This window comes from Pseudonocardia kongjuensis (assembly GCF_039526905.1).
GTDB classification, from domain to species: domain Bacteria; phylum Actinomycetota; class Actinomycetes; order Mycobacteriales; family Pseudonocardiaceae; genus Pseudonocardia; species Pseudonocardia kongjuensis.
In genome coordinates this window covers 24,283-39,488 of record NZ_BAAAJK010000034.1, presented here as the reverse complement: position 1 = coordinate 39,488, position 15,206 = coordinate 24,283, and the positions used below count along the sequence as shown (strand labels likewise).

The window sequence follows — 15,206 nt, the reverse complement described above, 5'->3', positions numbered from 1 at the left end:
TCAGCCGGGCAGCAGGTTCTCCTCGTGCGCATGGTGGCAGGCGCTGAGATGGTGCCCGCCGGAGCGGACGGTCAGCTCCGGCTCCTCGGTCGAGCAGATCTCGGTGGCCTTCCAGCAGCGCGTCCGGAACCGGCAGCCGCTCGGCGGGTCCACCGGGCTGGGGACGTCGCCGGTCAGCCGGATCCGCGACCGTCCCTCGCGCACCGACGGGTCGGGCACCGGCACCGCGGACAGCAGCGCCTGGGTGTACGGGTGCGCGGCCCGGGTGTAGATCTCGGCCTCGGTGCCGAGCTCCACCATCTTGCCCAGGTACATGACGCCGACCCGGTCCGACAGGTGCCGCACCACCGACAGGTCGTGCGCGATGAAGATGTAGGACAGCCCGAACTCGCGCTGCAGCTCGCCCAGCAGGTTCATCACCTGCGCCTGGATCGACACGTCCAGCGCGGACACCGGCTCGTCGCAGATGATCACCTCGGGGCGCAGCGCGAGCGCCCTGGCGATCCCGATCCGCTGCCGCTGCCCGCCGGAGAACTGGTGCGGGTAGCGGTTCACGAAGTCCGGGTTCAGCCCGACGACGTCGAGCAGCTCCTGCACCTTCCGCCGCCGGTCGCCCTTCGGGGCCACCTCCGGATGGATCTCGAAGGGCTCCCCGACGATGTCGGCGACCGTCATCCGCGGGTTCAGCGAGGTGTACGGGTCCTGCAGCACGATCTGGACCTGCCGGCGCAGCGCCTTCAGCGCGGCGCCGCGCTTGGTGAAGATGTCCTCACCGTGGAAGCGCACGGCGCCCGCGGTCGGCGGTTCCAGCCGCATCAGCACCTGGGCCAGCGTCGACTTGCCGCAGCCCGACTCGCCGACGATGCCGAGCGTCTCGCCCTTGTTCAGGGTGAACGACACCCCGTCGACGGCGCGGACGTGGCCGACCGTCCGCTTGATCACCGCGCCGATCTTGACCGGGAAGTGCTTGACGAGGCCGTCGACCTCGAGGATCTGTTCGGATGTGCTCATGACTGCGCCAGCTCCTCGGCGAACAGGCACGCCGAGGCACGCCCGCCGGGCAGTGCCAGCAGCGGCGGGTCGGTCTCCCGGCAGACGTCCCTGACCCGCGGGCAGCGCGGGTGGAACGGGCAGCCGGACGGGATCCGGGTCAGCGTCGGCGGCAGCCCGCGGATCGCCTGCAGCTCGGTGCCCTTGCTGTCCAGCCGCGGGATCGACGCCAGCAGGGCCTCGGTGTACGGGTGGCGGGGCTGCGCGAACAGCTGGTGCACGTCGCCCTGCTCCACGATCCGGCCCGCGTACATCACCGCGATCCGGTCCGCGACCTCGGCGACGACGCCGAGATCGTGGGTGATCAGGATCAGGCCCATCTCCCGCTCGCGCTGGATGTCGGCGAGCAGGTCCATGATCTGGGCCTGCACCGTGACGTCCAGTGCGGTGGTCGGCTCGTCGGCGATCAGCACGTCCGGATCGAGCGCCAGCGACATCGCGATCATCGCGCGCTGCCGCATCCCGCCGGAGAACTCGTGCGGGAAGCTGGTGACGCGCTGCTTCGCGCCCGGGATGCCGACCATGTCGAGCAGCTCGACGGCCCGGGCCCGGGCGTCCCGGCGGCTCATCCCGCGCCGGGTGCGCAGCTGCTCGCCGATCTGGAACCCGACGGTGAACACCGGGTTCAGCGCGGACAGCGCGTCCTGGAAGATCATCGCGACGTGCTCGCCGCGCAGCTCCCGGCGCCGCTCCTCGTCGGCGGTCAGCAGCTCCTCGCCGCGGTAGCGGATCGCGCCGCCGGTGATCCGGGCCGGCGGCACCGGCAGGATGCCCATCACCGTGTTCGCGGTGACCGACTTGCCGGAGCCGGACTCGCCCAGCACGGCGAGGGTCTCGCCGGCCCGGACGTGGTAGCTGACGCCGTTGAGCACCGAGGCCACCCCGTCCCGGGTGTGGAACTCGACGCGCAGGTCCTCGACCTCCAGCAGCGGTGCGTCGGCGAGGCCGGTGGGCCCGGGCGCCGCACTCGTCTCGGTGTGGACGAGCGGCCCTGCGGGTGGGGTGCTCATGAGCGGCCCTTCGGGTCGAACGCGTCACGGACGGCGTCACCGAGCAGCACGAAGGCGAGCACGGTGACGACCAGGAAGCCGCCCGGGAACAGCAGCAGGTGCGGCGAGGTCCGCAGATAGCTCTGCGCCTCGCTGATCATCACGCCCCAGGAGACGACGGGATCGCGCAGGCCGACACCCAGGAACGACAGCGTCGCCTCGGCGCCGATGAAGGCGCCGAGCGCGATGGTGGCGTAGACCATCACCGGCGCGATCGTGTTCGGCAGCATGTGCCGCACGATGATCCGCCACGGCCCGGCGCCCAGCGCGCGGGCCGCCTTCACGTAGTCCTGGCTGCGGGCCGCGATCGCCGCCGACCGCATGATCCGCATGGTGACCGGCCAGGACAGCAGGCCGATCGTGCCGATCACCAGGCCGCTGATCCCGATCACGCTCTGCCCGACGGACTGGCGGAACGTGGAGAGCACCACGATGGCGCCGAGCACGAACGGGACGCCGAAGAACACGTCCGCGATCCGGGCCAGCAGCGAGTCGAGCCAGCCGCCGACGAAGCCGGCGATCAGACCCATGACGGCGCCGAGCAGCACCACGAAGGTGGTCGCCAGCACGCCGACGACGATCGAGACCCGGGTGCCGTAGATGGTGCGGGCGAACACGTCGCGGCCGAGGTTGTCGTAGCCGAACCAGGCCTCCGCCGACGGCCCCTGCCGGGCCCGCGAGAGGTCGCCGACGGTCGGATCGACCGAGGTGAACAGCTGCGGGAACGCGGCCAGCACGAGCAGCGCCCCGATCAGCGTCGCGGCGACGATGAACAGCGGCCTGCGCCGCAGGTCGTACCAGGCGTCGGCGCCGAGGCTCCGGGAGCGGGTGACGGCGGCCTCCGCGGCCGCCGGCGACGCGACCGGCTTGTCCGAGGTGACGGTGGTGGGGTCAGTCAAGGCGGATCCTCGGGTCGAGCAGCGCGTAGGTGACGTCCACGAGCAGGTTCGCGAGGAGGTACACCATCACCAGGAGCACGACCACCCCGGTGACGACCACCCCGTCGAGCCGCTGGATCGACTCGAAGATGAGCCCGCCGATCCCGCGGATGTTGAAGATGCCCTCGGTGACGATCGCGCCGCCCATCAGGCTGCCGAAGTCCGCGCCGAGGAAGGTGATCACCGGGATCGCCGAGTTGCGGGTCAGGTGCACCCCGACGACGCGATTACGGCTCAGGCCCTTCGCGGTCGCCGTCCGCACGTAGTCGGCCCGCGAGTTCTCCGCGATCGAGGTCCGGGTCAGCCGGGCCACGTAGGCCAGGGACAGACTGCCGAGCACGTAGCCGGGCACGATCAGGTCGAGGAAGCCCGGGTTCGCCGGGACGGTCGGCGGGATCAGCCCCAGCCGCAGCCCCAGGACGGCCTGCAGCACGTAGCCGGTGACGAACACCGGGACGGCGACCAGGAACAGCGTCGCGGTGAGCACGACGTTGTCCAGGAAGCCGCCGGGCCGCAGTCCGGTCAGGACGCCCGCGGTGAGACCGATGACCGCCTGGATGAGCAGCGCGACCACGGCCAGCTTGATCGTCACCGGGTAGGTGTTCGCGATCAGCGTGCCGACGTCCTGGCCGCGGAAGTTCTGCCCGAAGTCGCCCTGCAGCAGTCCGCCGAGGTACGAGAAGTACTGGACCAGGATCGGCTGGTCGAGGCCGTACTCCACGCGCATGCGTTCGATGAAGGCGGGAGGACAGGCCTGGTCGCCGCACTTGCCGGCCAGCGGGTCGCCGGGCAGCGCCCAGACCATGAAGTAGATGAGGAAGGTGGTGCCGATGAAGACCGGCACCAGCTGCAGGAGTCGTCGCAGGACATAGCGCCCCACGGGTCACCTCCGGGTTCGGGACACGCCCGGCGGACCGCGCCGGACACGTGCGCCGACGGCCGGGGATCACCCGGCCGTCGGCGGCTGTGCGTGTGGTGGTGGCGTGCGTGGTGGTGCGGACTACTCCTGGACGGTGACCGACATCAGGTCGAGCTCACGGTCGTAGGTCATCGACACGTTGTCCAGCCGCTCGGACCAGCCGAACTGCGCGGACTGGTCGTTGATCGGCACGGCCGGCATGTCCTGGATCAGCACCCGCTCGGCCTCGGCCCACAGCTCCTGCGCCTCCTCGATCGAGGCGGCGCTGCTGCCCTGCGCGACCAGCGCGTCGAAGGCCGGGTTGGTGTACTGGCCGTCGTTGTTCTCGGCGCCGGTGACGTACTGCGGCTGCAGGACGTACTCCATGGTCGGCTGCGCGGCGATCCAGCCGGAGCGCCAGATCCCGGTCAGCTCCTGCGCCTGGCGCTGGGTGAGGAACTCGGCGAAGGTCGGCACCGGCACGAAGTTGCACTCCACGCCGAGGGTGTTGGAGATGCTGATGCAGGCGGCCTGCATCCACTCGCGGTTGATCGCCGAGTCGACGTTGGAGATCAGCTCGATGGTGCCCTCGAAGCCGGACGCGGCGAAGAGCTCCTGGGCCCGCTCGGGCTGGAAGGTGCACAGCTCGCCGCACTGGTCGGCGACGTAGCCGGGCACGCCCTCGGGGATGAAGCCGGTGGCCGGCTGGACCAGGCCGTTGTAGACGTTGTCGATGATCGCCTCGCGGTCGACCGCCATCGAGATGGCCTGGCGGACCTGCGGGTCGGCGTAGCGCTCCTCGTAGATCGGGAACGCCATCGTGTTGATGCCGGCGTAGGGCTGGTTGCCGTTCCGCTCCGGCAGGTCCTGCTGGTACAGGTTGTCGATCAGGAACGAGCCGGGGATCGACTCGAGGAAGTCGAGGTTGCCGCTGACGACGTCCTGGTAGGCGGCCTCGCTGTCGGCGTAGAACCGGAACTCGACGCCGCCGACGTTGGCCGGGGCGGCGCCGCCGTACTCGTCGTAGCGGGTGACGGTCACGTTCTGGTCCGGCACCCGGGACTCGAAGCGGAACGGACCGTTGCCGATCGGGTTCTCCTCGAACGCCTGCGGGTCGGCGAAGAACGACTCCGGCATCGGGAAGAACGAGATGTCACCGAGGGTGGTCTCGAAGACCGGCGACGGCGAGGTGAGGGCGACCGTGAAGGTGCGGTCGTCGACGACCTGCAGGCCGGACATGGTCTCGGCGGTCGGCTCGCCCTCGGCCGGCGCGACGTCGTCGTACCCGGCGATCGGGGCGAAGAACCCGGTGCTGGACTGCCCGTTGGGCGCGTAGGCCACGTAGTTCCAGGCGTCCACGAAGCTCTGCGCGGTGACCGGCGTGCCGTCGTGGAAGGTCCAGCCCTCGCCGATGGTGATCGTGTAGTTCTGCGAGTCGGTGGACTCGATCGACTCGGCGACGATGTTCTCGGTCTCGCCATCGGGGGTGTAGCCGACGAGGCCGACCCAGAGCGAGTCGATGATCTTGCTGCCGCCGGTCTCGCGGGTGTTGCCGGGGAGCAGCGGGTTCTGCGGCTCGGTGCCGAAGACCGAGATCGTCGGTGCGTCGGCCTGGGCGTCACCGGTGGCGTCCCCGCCTCCGCCGCAGGCGCTGAGTACCAGTGTGGTGGAGAGGGAGAGCGCGAGGAGCGCAGCAGCTCGGCGTGATCGCATCGGGTTCCGGTTTCTGTGCAGTGGGCCGGGCGGGGGTGGGGGCACGGCCGTACGGGCGACTGTGGCTTGGGACAGTAACCGCCGCGAACCGTCAAGTAGGTTACAAATCGGTTGCACGGGACGGGCGGCATCATCAGGACGTTCCGGGCGGTCAGCCGCGACAGCCAACGTGCCTGACGATGAGTGGTACATGTGTACCAAACAGTCCTCGGTGTGTGGTAGATGCCGAGTGGCGAGGATCTCCCGTTATGAGCGGTCGATGCCGCCCCTGACCTCGTTATCCCTTTTCACGGTCTCTGTTTGGTCACGATCCACCGCGCCCATCGCGAGCAGGGGACGCGATTCCTAGCGTCCCTCCCGGCGGGTTACCCGGCGGTACATCCGGTGCCCTGCCATCCCGGATCGGGCGCCGCACCGGCGTGCGCCCGCTGATCTCGAGAGGCACATTCGACGATGCGGATGAAGGCGGCGGCTGCGGTCGCGGTGGCGGGCGTGGGGGCCCTGCTGCTGAGCGCGTGCGGCGTGGGGGGAGGCGGTGGCGATGCCACCGCCAGCGGCAACTTCGCCGACTGCCCGGAGAACATCAACACCTGCAACGAGGTCCCGGCGGACCAGCTGCAGGACGGCGGGACGATCACGTTCGCGATCGAGAAGAACATCGCGAACTGGAACGTCAACTCGGCCGAGGGGAACGTGTTCGAGACCGGGATGGCGACCAAGGCGTTCCTGCCGTACGCCTTCAACTCGACGCCCGAGCTGACCACCGAGCTGAACACCGACCTGATGGTCTCGGCGGAGCTGACGAACCCGACGACCGCCGTCTACAAGATCAAGCCCGAGGCGACCTGGAGCGACGGCACGCCGATCGGCGCGGCCGACTTCGTCTACGCCTGGAAGACCCAGGACGCACGGGAGTGCCCGGACTGCGCGAGCGCCGGCAACGGCGGCTACGACCAGATCGCCGACGTCGTCGGGTCGGACGGGGGCAAGACCGTCACGCTGACCCTGGAGCGGCCCTACACCGACTGGCAGTCGTTCTTCGGGTCCAACGCCCCGCTCTACCCGGCGCACATCGCCGCGCAGCAGGGCGACATCAACACCCCGGCCGGTCTCGCGTCGTCGTTCGAGTGGCTCGGGGCGAACACCCCGACCTACTCCGGCGGCCCGTTCACGATCCAGAGCTGGGAGAACAACCAGGCGCTGACCCTGGTGCCGAACGAGCGCTGGTACGGCGCGACGCAGCCCCGGGTGGACACGCTGATCCTGCGCGTCGTCACCGACGCCACCCAGGAGCCGATCGCACTGCAGAACAACGAGGTGCAGGTGCTCTACCCGCAGCCGCAGGTGGACATCGTGACCCAGATCCAGCAGATCCCCGGTGTCTCGCAGGTCCAGCAGCTCGGCCTGACCTGGGAGCACTTCGACCTGAACCTGCGCAACCCGGCCCTGCAGGACACCGCGCTGCGCCAGGCGATGTTCACCGCGGTCAACCGGCAGGACATCATCGACAAGACGGTCGGCCAGTTCAATCCCGAGGTCGTCCCGCTGAACAGCCTGATGTTCCTCCCGCAGCAGGAGGAGTACACCGACAACCTCGCGGGCACCGACCTCGGCAGCGGCAACGTCGAGCGGGCCCGGCAGATCCTCACCGAGGCCGGCTACACCGGCGTCGGCCAGGACCTGGTCGCGCCGGACGGCCAGGCCGTCCCGGACCTGCGGATCCGCTACACCGTCGGCAACGCGATCCGGCAGAGCCAGTCCGAGCTGTTCGCGCAGTACATGCAGCAGCTGGGTATCGGGATCACGGTCGAGCCGACCGACGACCTCGGCACCACGCTCACCGCCGGTGAGTACGACATCATGGTGTTCGCCTGGGTGCAGTCACCGTTCCCGTTCGGCGGCGCGCAGCAGCTGTGGCTGTCGGACTCCGGATCGAACTTCGGCCAGTACAAGAACCCGAGGACCGACGAGCTGATCAACGCCGCCGCGTCCAGCACCGACAAGGCGGCCGCCGCGCAGCAGCTCAACGAGGCCGACAAGATCATCCTCGGGGACGCCTACGTGCTGCCGATCTACCAGAAGCCGACCCTGCTGGCGACCCGCGACAACGTCGCCAACGTGCGCGGCAACGCCACCCTGGACGGTCCGATGTACAACGTCGCCGAGTGGGCACTGCGCGCCGAGGGCTGATCCGTACCCGCGAGCCGGGCGCCCCGGCCGTGCCGGCACCCCTGACGGGTGCTGGCACGGCCGGGGCCACACCGACGACCGCTCCCACCACGGCGGAGAGACCCCTTCATGCTCATGTACGCAGTGCGCCGGGTCGTGATCTCGATCCCGATCCTGCTCGTCTCGTCGTTCATCGTCTTCTGGCTGGGCACGCTGTCCGGCAACCCGCTCACCCCGCTGCTGCTGCGCAACCCACCACCACCGCAGAACGTGCTCGACGCCGAGGCGGCCCGGCTCAACCTGGACCAGCCGCTGCTCCCGCGCTATCTGTCCTGGCTGGGCGGGGTGCTGCGCGGTGACTTCGGGCCGTCGGTCGTCTCCACCCAGGTGATCGGCGACGAGCTCGCCGCCCGGTTCTGGGTGACCATGCGGCTGGTCATCCTGGCGATGGTGATCGCACTCGTGCTGGCCGTCGCGGTCGGCGTCTGGACGGCCGTGCGGCAGTACTCCAGGTCGGACTACGCGGCGACCTTCCTGGGCTTCCTGTTCCTGGCGATGCCGTCGTTCTGGCTGGCCATCCTGCTCAAGCAGGGTGGCATCGACGTCAACAACATCCTCGGCGTCCAGCTGATCTCCACGATCGGCGCCGAGTCGATCCCGCCCGAGCAGGGCCTCGCCCGGGTCGTCGACATCGCCGGCCATCTCGTGCTGCCGACGATCGCGCTGGCGCTGATCTCCTACGCCTCGTGGAGCCGGTTCACCCGGGCGTCGATGCTGGAGACCCTGAACTCGGACTACGTCCGGCTGGCCCGGGCGAAGGGGCTGCCCCGGCGCACGGTGATGGTCCGGCACGCGCTGCGCACCGCGCTGATCCCGCTGACGACGGTGACGGCGCTGGACATGGCGGCCATCCTCGGCGGCGCCGTGGTCACCGAGCGGGTCTTCCAGTGGCGCGGCCTCGGCGACTTCCTGCTCGAGTCGATCAAGCTCTACGACACCTACGCGGTCGCATCCTGGCTGCTCGTCACCGCGGTCATCGTCATCGCCTTCAACCTGGTCGCCGATCTGCTCTACGGCGTCCTCGACCCCAGGATCCGCTATGCCTGACGCGACCGGAACGAAGCCGGACGCCGTGACCGAGCGCGAGTTCACCGTCGCCGAGCGCAGCCAGGCGCAGCTGGTGCTGCGCCGCTTCGTCCGGCACCGGGCCGCGATGGTCAGCCTGGTCGTGCTCGTCGCACTGGTGCTGCTGGCCTACGTCGGCGGCTGGCTGTGGCGCTACGACGTCGGCGAGATCACGCCGTCGAACTCGCAGCCGCCGTCGCTGCAACACCCGTTCGGCACCGACTCGGTCGGCAAGGACCAGTTCGCCCAGGTGCTCGGCGGCACCCGCATCTCGCTGCAGGTGTCGGTACTGGTCGCGCTCGTCGCGACGTTCGTCGGCACCCTGTGGGGGTCGGTCGCCGGCTACTTCGGCGGCTGGGTGGACAGCCTCATGATGCGGATCGCCGACCTGGTGCTCACCCTCCCGCTGGTCGCCGTCGCCGCGATGCTCGCGCACAACTTCGGCGGCACCTGGTACCTGATCGCGATCGTCATCGCCGGGCTGTACTGGGCGTACGTGTCCCGGGTCGCCCGCGGGGTGGTGCTCTCGCTGCGCGAGAAGGAGTTCGTCGAGGCCGCCCGGGCGCTCGGCGCGTCCGACACCCGGATCATCCTGCGCCATCTCGTGCCGAACGCACTCGGCTCGATCCTGGTCAACCTGACCATCCTGGTGGCGCTCGCCATCCTGCTCGAGACGGCGCTGTCCTACCTGGGTTTCGGCGTGCAGACGCCGGACACCTCGCTCGGGCTGCTCGTCTCCGAGGCGCAGACGGCACTCACCACCCGCCCGTGGTTGTTCTACTTCCCGGGAATCTTCATCATCGTCATCGCGCTCACGATCAACTTCATCGGCGACGGCCTGCGTGACGCGTTCGACCCGCAACAGACGAAGGTGCGTCAGTGAGCAAGGTGCATCAGTGAGCAGAGCAACGGACCCGGCGGTGCTGGACGTCTCGGGTTTGACCGTCACTTTCCCCAGCGCCGACGGCCCGGTCCGCGCCGTCCGCGGGGTCGACTACCGGCTGCGCCGCGGCGAGGTCCTCGGCATCGTCGGCGAGTCCGGCTCGGGCAAGTCGGTCACCTCGCTCGCCGTGATGGGCCTGCTGCCGCGCACCGCGCAGGTGACCGGCTCGATCGTCTTCGACGGCCGGGACCTGCTCACGCTGTCGGAGAACGAGCTCAACGGGATCCGCGGCGAGCGCGTCGCGATGATCTTCCAGGACCCGATGACCTCGCTGAACCCGGTCTACACGGTCGGCTACCAGGTCGAGGAGGCGGTGCTCGCGCATCGCGACGTGAGCAGAGCACAGGCCCGGGAACGGGCCGTCGAGCTGCTCGGCCTGGTTCGGATCCCGAACCCGGAGCAGCGCGTCTCGTCGTACCCGCACGAGCTCTCCGGCGGGATGCGGCAGCGGGTGGTGATCGCGATCGCGATGGCCAACGACCCGGACGTGATCATCGCCGACGAGCCGACCACCGCCCTCGACGTGACCGTCCAGGCCCAGGTGATGCAGGCGTTGCAGGCCGCGCAGCAGGCGACCGGCGCCGCGATGGTGCTGATCACCCACGATCTCGGCGTGATCGCCGGGCAGGCCGACCGGGTGATGGTGATGTACGCGGGCAAGCTGGTCGAGGTCGGCGACGTCGAGCCGATCTTCTACGAGCCGCGGATGCCCTACACGCTGGGCCTGCTCGGGAGCCTGCCCCGGCTGGACCGGCCCACCGAGCGACTGACCCCGATCCCCGGGTCGCCGCCGTCGGTGGTGAACATGCCGCCCGGCTGCCCGTTCTCGCCGCGCTGCCCGCTGTCCACCGACGTGTGCCGGGACAGCGAGCCGGAGCTGGTGGCGGTGGGCGACGGCTCGGCCGACCACCACGCCGCCTGCCACCACTCGTCGCAGGTGTCCGGGGTGGCGGCGGAGGACGTGTTCGACCCGGCCGCGGTCGCCGACGGCGACCTGGCCGTCGGCCCGGTCGGCTCCGCCGACCCGCTCGACCCGGAGAGCCCGGCGACCACGGAGGGGGCCCGATGAGCGACACGGTGACCACTCCGGCGCTGCTGTCGGCGCGCAACCTGGTGAAGAACTTCCCGATCCGTTCCGGCGGCCTGTTCCGCAGGCAGGTCGGGGCGGTGCAGGCGGTCAGCGACGTGTCGTTCGACATCGCCGGCGGCGAGACGCTCGGCCTGGTCGGCGAGTCCGGCTGCGGGAAGTCGACGCTGGCCCGGGTCGCGCTGAACCTGATCCCGGCGACGTCCGGCGAGGTCCGGTTCGACGACCGGGAGATCACCGGGCTGTCCGGCGGGCGGATGCGGGCGCTGCGCCGCGAGATGCAGCTCGTCTTCCAGGACCCGTACGCCTCGCTCGACCCGCGGATGCCGGTCAACGAGCTGATCGCCGAGCCGCTGCGCATCCACGGCCGTTACGGCGACGACGGCCGCCGCCAGGTCCGCGACCTGATGAGCACCGTCGGGCTGCGCCCCGAGCACGGCAACCGGTACCCGCACGAGTTCTCCGGCGGCCAGCGGCAGCGGATCGGGATCGCCCGCGCGCTCGCGCTGCAGCCCCGGCTGATCGTGCTCGACGAGCCGGTCTCCGCGCTCGACGTGTCCATCCAGGCCGGCGTGCTCAACCTGCTGCAGGAGCTGCAGGCCGAGCGCGGGCTGTCCTACCTGTTCGTCTCGCACGACCTGTCGGTGGTGCGGCACATCGCCGACCGGATCGCCGTCATGTACCTGGGGAAGATCGTCGAGACCGGGCCGGCGGCGTCGCTGTTCGAGGCGCCGGCGCACCCGTACACGCACGCGTTGATCTCGGCGATCCCGCTGCCCGATCCGCGCCGCGAGCGGGCCCGGGAGCGGATCACCGTGGTCGGTGACCTGCCCAGCCCGGCCGATCCGCCGTCGGGCTGCCGGTTCCGCACCCGCTGCCCGACCTTCGCCGACGCGCTCACCACAGGTGAGCAGAGCAGGTGCGTCGAGGAGGAGCCCGCGCTCGTCGACCGGGGCAGCGGGCACCCGGTGGCGTGCCACTACGCGCAGGCCCGCGCGCTGCTGTAGGCCGGGGCGCCGCCGGCGACACGCTGCCCGGTGCGAGACTGGACGGCGTGTCGCTGGTGCTGGGAATCGAGACGTCCTGCGACGAGACCGGCGCCGGGCTCGTCCGGGACGGGACGCTGCTGGGCGAGGGATTGGCGTCGTCCGCCGACGAGCACGCCCGGTTCGGCGGTGTGGTGCCCGAGGTCGCCGCCCGCGCGCACGTGAGCGCGGTGGTGCCGACGGTGCGGGCCGCCGTCGCCGCGGCCGGGGTGTCGCTGTCCGACGTGGACGCTGTCGCGGTCACCGCGGGCCCCGGGCTGTCCCCGGCGCTGCACGTCGGGGTGGCGGCGGCGAAGGCGTACGCGACGGCGCTGGACGTCCCGCTGTACGGCGTGCACCATCTCGCCGGGCACGCCGCCGTCGACGTCCTGGAGCACGGTCCGCTGCCGGCCCGCTGCATCTGCCTGATCGTGTCCGGCGGGCACACCTCGCTGCTCTCGCTCGGCGACCTGGCCCGCGACCCGGTCGAGCACCTCGGCGACACCGTCGACGACGCGGCGGGGGAGGCGTTCGACAAGGTCGCCCGGCTGCTCGGGCTGCCCTACCCGGGCGGGCCGTCGGTGTCGGCGGCCGCGCTCGACGGCGATCCGGCCGCCGTCGCCTTCCCGCGGCCGATGACCGGGCCGCGCGACGCCGCGTTCGGCTTCTCCTTCTCCGGCCTGAAGACCGCCGTCGCCCGGCACGTCGAGGCGGCCCAGGACGCCGGCCGGCCGGTGCCGGTGCCGGACGTGGCGGCCTCGTTCCAGATGGCCGTGGTCGACGTGCTGGTGCGCAAGGCGCTGCGGGCGTGCGCCGAGCGCGGGGCGGACACCCTGCTGATGGTCGGCGGGGTCGCCGCCAACCGGGTGCTGCGCGCGGAGATGGAGCGGGCCTGCGCCGCCGCCGGGATCACCCTGCGGGTGCCCGCGCCCCGGCTGTGCACCGACAACGGCGCGATGATCGCCGCACTGGGCGACCTGCTGGTGCGGTCCGGGATCGGACCGGCCGGGCTGGCGACGACGGCGGTGCCGACCGTGCCGCTGACCGGTGCGTCGGTCCCGGTCCCGCCCGCGGAGGGGGAGGCCGCGGCGCACCCGCTGCCCACCACCGCGACGGCGGGACGGATCATCGCCTCGTAAGCTCCACGGGTGTCTCCCGACCGCCGCCTGCTGCTCGTCCACGCCCATCCGGACGACGAGACCCTGACCACCGGCGGCACCATCGCCCGCTACGCCGCCGAGCCCGGTACCGGGGTCACCGTGGTGACCTGCACGCTCGGCGAGGAGGGCGAGGTGATCGGGCCGGAGCTGGCCGAGCTCGCCCCCGACCGGGGCGACCAGCTGGGTGGTTACCGGATCCGCGAGCTGGAGACGGCGCTGGCCGCGCTCGGCGGGCCGGAGCACCGCTTCCTGGGCGGGGCCGGGCGCTGGCGGGACACCGGCATGGTGCTGGCCGGGCACGGCACCCGGGCCGCGCTGCCACCGGACCTGCACCCGCGGGCGTTCGCCGCCGCCGATCCGTTCGGCGCCCAGCTCGCCCAGCTGCTGGAGATCGTCGACGAGGTGCGGCCGCAGGTCCTGGTGTCCTACGCCGCCGACGGGACCTACGGCCATCCCGATCACGTCCGCGCGCACGAGCTGACGGTGGCCGCCGCGGCCGCCCGCCCGGACGTCGTCGCCAAGCTGTACTTCGCCGTCCGGTCCGGGGCGCTGCTGGAGGACGGCCTGGACCGGCTGCTGGCGGCCTGCGGTGACACCGGCGGGACCGGGCTGCGCTGGCCGGAACCCGACGAGCACCCCGGCCACGACGCCGGTGCCGTGACCACCCGGATCGACGTCGGCAAGTACGACGCCGAGCGGATCGCCGCGATGCGCGCGCACGCCACCCAGATCGACGTCCGCACCGGGCCCGGCTGGACGGCGTTCGCGATGAGCAACGGGATCGTGCAGCCGCTGCTCGGGGTGGAGGAGTTCGTGCTGGCCGGGGCCGAACCCGGATGCGCGGAGACCGACCTGTTCGAGGGGGTGGACCCGTGACCGTCCTGGCCCGGGCACCGCTCGCGGCGCTGCTGTTCGTCATCTCGGTGCTGCTGGTCGCGTTCCAGCTGATGTTCCAGATGCTCTACATCGGACCGGTCCCGGTGCCGATCGGCACCGTGATCGTGCTGGTGTCGCTGCCGTGGCTGGTGCACGCCACGGTGACCGAGATCTCCCCGACGACGGCCGGGGCCGCGGCCCCGGTCCTGGTGTGGTTCGCCTCCGTCCTGGTGCTGGGCATGTTCGGTCCCGGCGGCGACATCCTGCTCCCGGCGACCTGGCAGTCCCTGCTGCTGCTGGTGGCCGGGGCGGCGGCCGGGCTGATCGCGTTCCGCAGGGCCGTGGAGAACATCGCGGCAGCCGACTCCGGAAGGACCCTGCGATGAGCGGGATGACCGACCATCACCTGGTGACCGTGCTGCGCCCGTTCGTCCGGGCCACCCGGCCGGTGCTCGACGGGCTGCGGGAGTCGGACCCGTTCGGGCTGCGCTCCCGGGCGACGCCCGGCGCCACCGGTGCGGCGCCGGAGGAGCGGCGGCTGTCCGAGAAGATCCTGGACACGCTCGCGTCGGTGCAGGTCCCGGGCACGGCGGCCTGGGCCCGGATGGACGTCGACGGTCGCGCGCACTGGTGGATCTACCGGGTCGGCCGGTTCACCACGCTGATCGCGGCGATCCCCGGCCTCGGCGGTGCGCTGGCGCGGACGCTGCCGGTGTCCGACGCCGTCGGCGCCGCCGGCGAGGGCCTGCTGCTGGTCGCCATCGCCGGCGAGCACGGCGTCCGCGACGAGGACCGGCTGGTGGAGCTGCTCGCCTCGGTGCTGTTCCAGCGGGAGCTGACGGTCGCGGACCTGGCGCTCACCGCCGAGGAGGACGCGGCGGCCGACGCCCGGGCCCGCGAGCTCACCGGCGAGCTGGCCGGCTCCGGCACCCGGGCCACCCTGAAGAAGGTCGGCGGGGCGGTCTGGCGGCTCGGCCGCGCCCTCTGGTCGGTCGAGGACGAGCTGGACAAGCGCCCGCACGGGCGCTTCTACCACCAGTGGCTGGGGCTGCTGCCGGTCGTCGGGGCGGTCGGGAAGTACCTCGGTGAGTGGTCCGGGCTGAAGCGGGCGGCCAAGCAGGGCCGCAGCTGGCTGGACCGGCACGGCCTCGCCGCGACCGGCTGAGCGGCGGG

The 15,206-nt window shown here is 71.5% G+C and carries 14 protein-coding genes; 9 read left to right on the top strand and 5 right to left on the bottom strand.

The annotated features are described in order from the left end of the window. From ABD160_RS24475 to ABD160_RS24455, 5 genes are all read right to left on the bottom strand, one after another. Entirely contained in the window at positions 1-1,011 is a 1,011-nt protein-coding gene (locus ABD160_RS24475; protein ID WP_344026461.1) for an ABC transporter ATP-binding protein, read from the bottom strand. After that, the gene (locus tag ABD160_RS24470) at positions 1,008-2,060 is read right to left on the bottom strand and encodes an ABC transporter ATP-binding protein (RefSeq protein WP_344026459.1); all 1,053 of its coding nucleotides are present in this window, start codon (positions 2,058-2,060) and stop codon (positions 1,008-1,010) included. The genes ABD160_RS24475 and ABD160_RS24470 overlap by 4 nt, the downstream gene beginning before the upstream one ends. Next, a complete protein-coding gene (locus ABD160_RS24465; RefSeq protein WP_344026457.1) occupies positions 2,057-2,998 on the bottom strand; it encodes an ABC transporter permease in 942 nt (313 codons plus the stop codon). Before ABD160_RS24465 ends, ABD160_RS24470 begins: the two co-directional genes overlap by 4 nt. Continuing rightward, positions 2,991-3,917, bottom strand: coding sequence for an ABC transporter permease (locus ABD160_RS24460; protein ID WP_344026455.1), 927 nt, complete (start codon positions 3,915-3,917; stop codon positions 2,991-2,993). The genes ABD160_RS24465 and ABD160_RS24460 overlap by 8 nt, the downstream gene beginning before the upstream one ends. A gap of 120 nt (positions 3,918-4,037) precedes the next feature. After that, positions 4,038-5,648 carry a peptide ABC transporter substrate-binding protein gene (locus tag ABD160_RS24455; protein ID WP_344026452.1) on the bottom strand — a complete coding sequence of 537 codons (1,611 nt, stop codon included), beginning with the start codon at positions 5,646-5,648 and terminating at the stop codon, positions 4,038-4,040. Between the two features lie 459 nt (positions 5,649-6,107). On the opposite strand from ABD160_RS24455, the gene ABD160_RS24450 reads away from it, so the two are divergent. The 9 genes from ABD160_RS24450 to ABD160_RS24410 all read left to right on the top strand — a co-directional run bounded on the left by ABD160_RS24450 (position 6,108) and on the right by ABD160_RS24410 (position 15,198). Beyond that, a complete protein-coding gene (locus ABD160_RS24450) occupies positions 6,108-7,838 on the top strand; it encodes an ABC transporter family substrate-binding protein (RefSeq protein ID WP_344026450.1) in 1,731 nt (576 codons plus the stop codon). A 108-nt stretch (positions 7,839-7,946) separates the two neighbouring features. Continuing rightward, positions 7,947-8,924, top strand: coding sequence for an ABC transporter permease (locus ABD160_RS24445; protein WP_344026448.1), 978 nt, complete (start codon positions 7,947-7,949; stop codon positions 8,922-8,924). After that, positions 8,917-9,825, top strand: a complete 909-nt coding sequence (locus ABD160_RS24440) for an ABC transporter permease (protein WP_344026446.1) — start codon at positions 8,917-8,919, stop codon at positions 9,823-9,825. Before ABD160_RS24445 ends, ABD160_RS24440 begins: the two co-directional genes overlap by 8 nt. Before the next feature lie 13 nt (positions 9,826-9,838). Next, positions 9,839-10,954, top strand: a complete 1,116-nt coding sequence (locus ABD160_RS24435; RefSeq protein WP_344026443.1) for an ABC transporter ATP-binding protein — start codon at positions 9,839-9,841, stop codon at positions 10,952-10,954. After that, a complete protein-coding gene (locus tag ABD160_RS24430) occupies positions 10,951-11,979 on the top strand; it encodes an ABC transporter ATP-binding protein (protein ID WP_344026440.1) in 1,029 nt (342 codons plus the stop codon). The genes ABD160_RS24435 and ABD160_RS24430 overlap by 4 nt, the downstream gene beginning before the upstream one ends. 47 nt (positions 11,980-12,026) lie before the next feature. Then, positions 12,027-13,136, top strand: coding sequence for a tRNA (adenosine(37)-N6)-threonylcarbamoyltransferase complex transferase subunit TsaD (tsaD, locus tag ABD160_RS24425; protein ID WP_344026438.1), 1,110 nt, complete (start codon positions 12,027-12,029; stop codon positions 13,134-13,136). A 9-nt stretch (positions 13,137-13,145) separates the two neighbouring features. Beyond that, positions 13,146-14,033, top strand: coding sequence for an N-acetyl-1-D-myo-inositol-2-amino-2-deoxy-alpha-D-glucopyranoside deacetylase (gene mshB / locus ABD160_RS24420; protein WP_344026436.1), 888 nt, complete (start codon positions 13,146-13,148; stop codon positions 14,031-14,033). After that, entirely contained in the window at positions 14,030-14,419 is a 390-nt protein-coding gene (locus ABD160_RS24415; RefSeq protein ID WP_344026433.1) for a hypothetical protein, read from the top strand. The genes mshB and ABD160_RS24415 overlap by 4 nt, the downstream gene beginning before the upstream one ends. Further along, positions 14,416-15,198 carry a hypothetical protein gene (locus tag ABD160_RS24410; RefSeq protein ID WP_344026430.1) on the top strand — a complete coding sequence of 261 codons (783 nt, stop codon included), beginning with the start codon at positions 14,416-14,418 and terminating at the stop codon, positions 15,196-15,198. The genes ABD160_RS24415 and ABD160_RS24410 overlap by 4 nt, the downstream gene beginning before the upstream one ends. Positions 15,199-15,206: the final 8 nt, after the last annotated feature.

Excerpts from the sequence above, each read along its gene's own strand:
- ABD160_RS24410 (WP_344026430.1), top strand. The coding sequence starts at position 14,416 with ATGAGCGGGATGACCGACCATCACCTGGTGACCGTGCTGCGCCCGTTC.
- ABD160_RS24450 (WP_344026450.1), top strand. The coding sequence starts at position 6,108 with ATGAAGGCGGCGGCTGCGGTCGCGGTGGCGGGCGTGGGGGCCCTGCTG.
- ABD160_RS24445 (WP_344026448.1), top strand. The coding sequence starts at position 7,947 with ATGCTCATGTACGCAGTGCGCCGGGTCGTGATCTCGATCCCGATCCTG.
- ABD160_RS24455 (WP_344026452.1), bottom strand. The coding sequence starts at position 5,648 with ATGCGATCACGCCGAGCTGCTGCGCTCCTCGCGCTCTCCCTCTCCACC.
- ABD160_RS24470 (WP_344026459.1), bottom strand. The coding sequence starts at position 2,060 with ATGAGCACCCCACCCGCAGGGCCGCTCGTCCACACCGAGACGAGTGCG.
- ABD160_RS24440 (WP_344026446.1), top strand. The coding sequence starts at position 8,917 with ATGCCTGACGCGACCGGAACGAAGCCGGACGCCGTGACCGAGCGCGAG.
- ABD160_RS24430 (WP_344026440.1), top strand. The coding sequence starts at position 10,951 with ATGAGCGACACGGTGACCACTCCGGCGCTGCTGTCGGCGCGCAACCTG.
- ABD160_RS24475 (WP_344026461.1), bottom strand. The coding sequence starts at position 1,011 with ATGAGCACATCCGAACAGATCCTCGAGGTCGACGGCCTCGTCAAGCAC.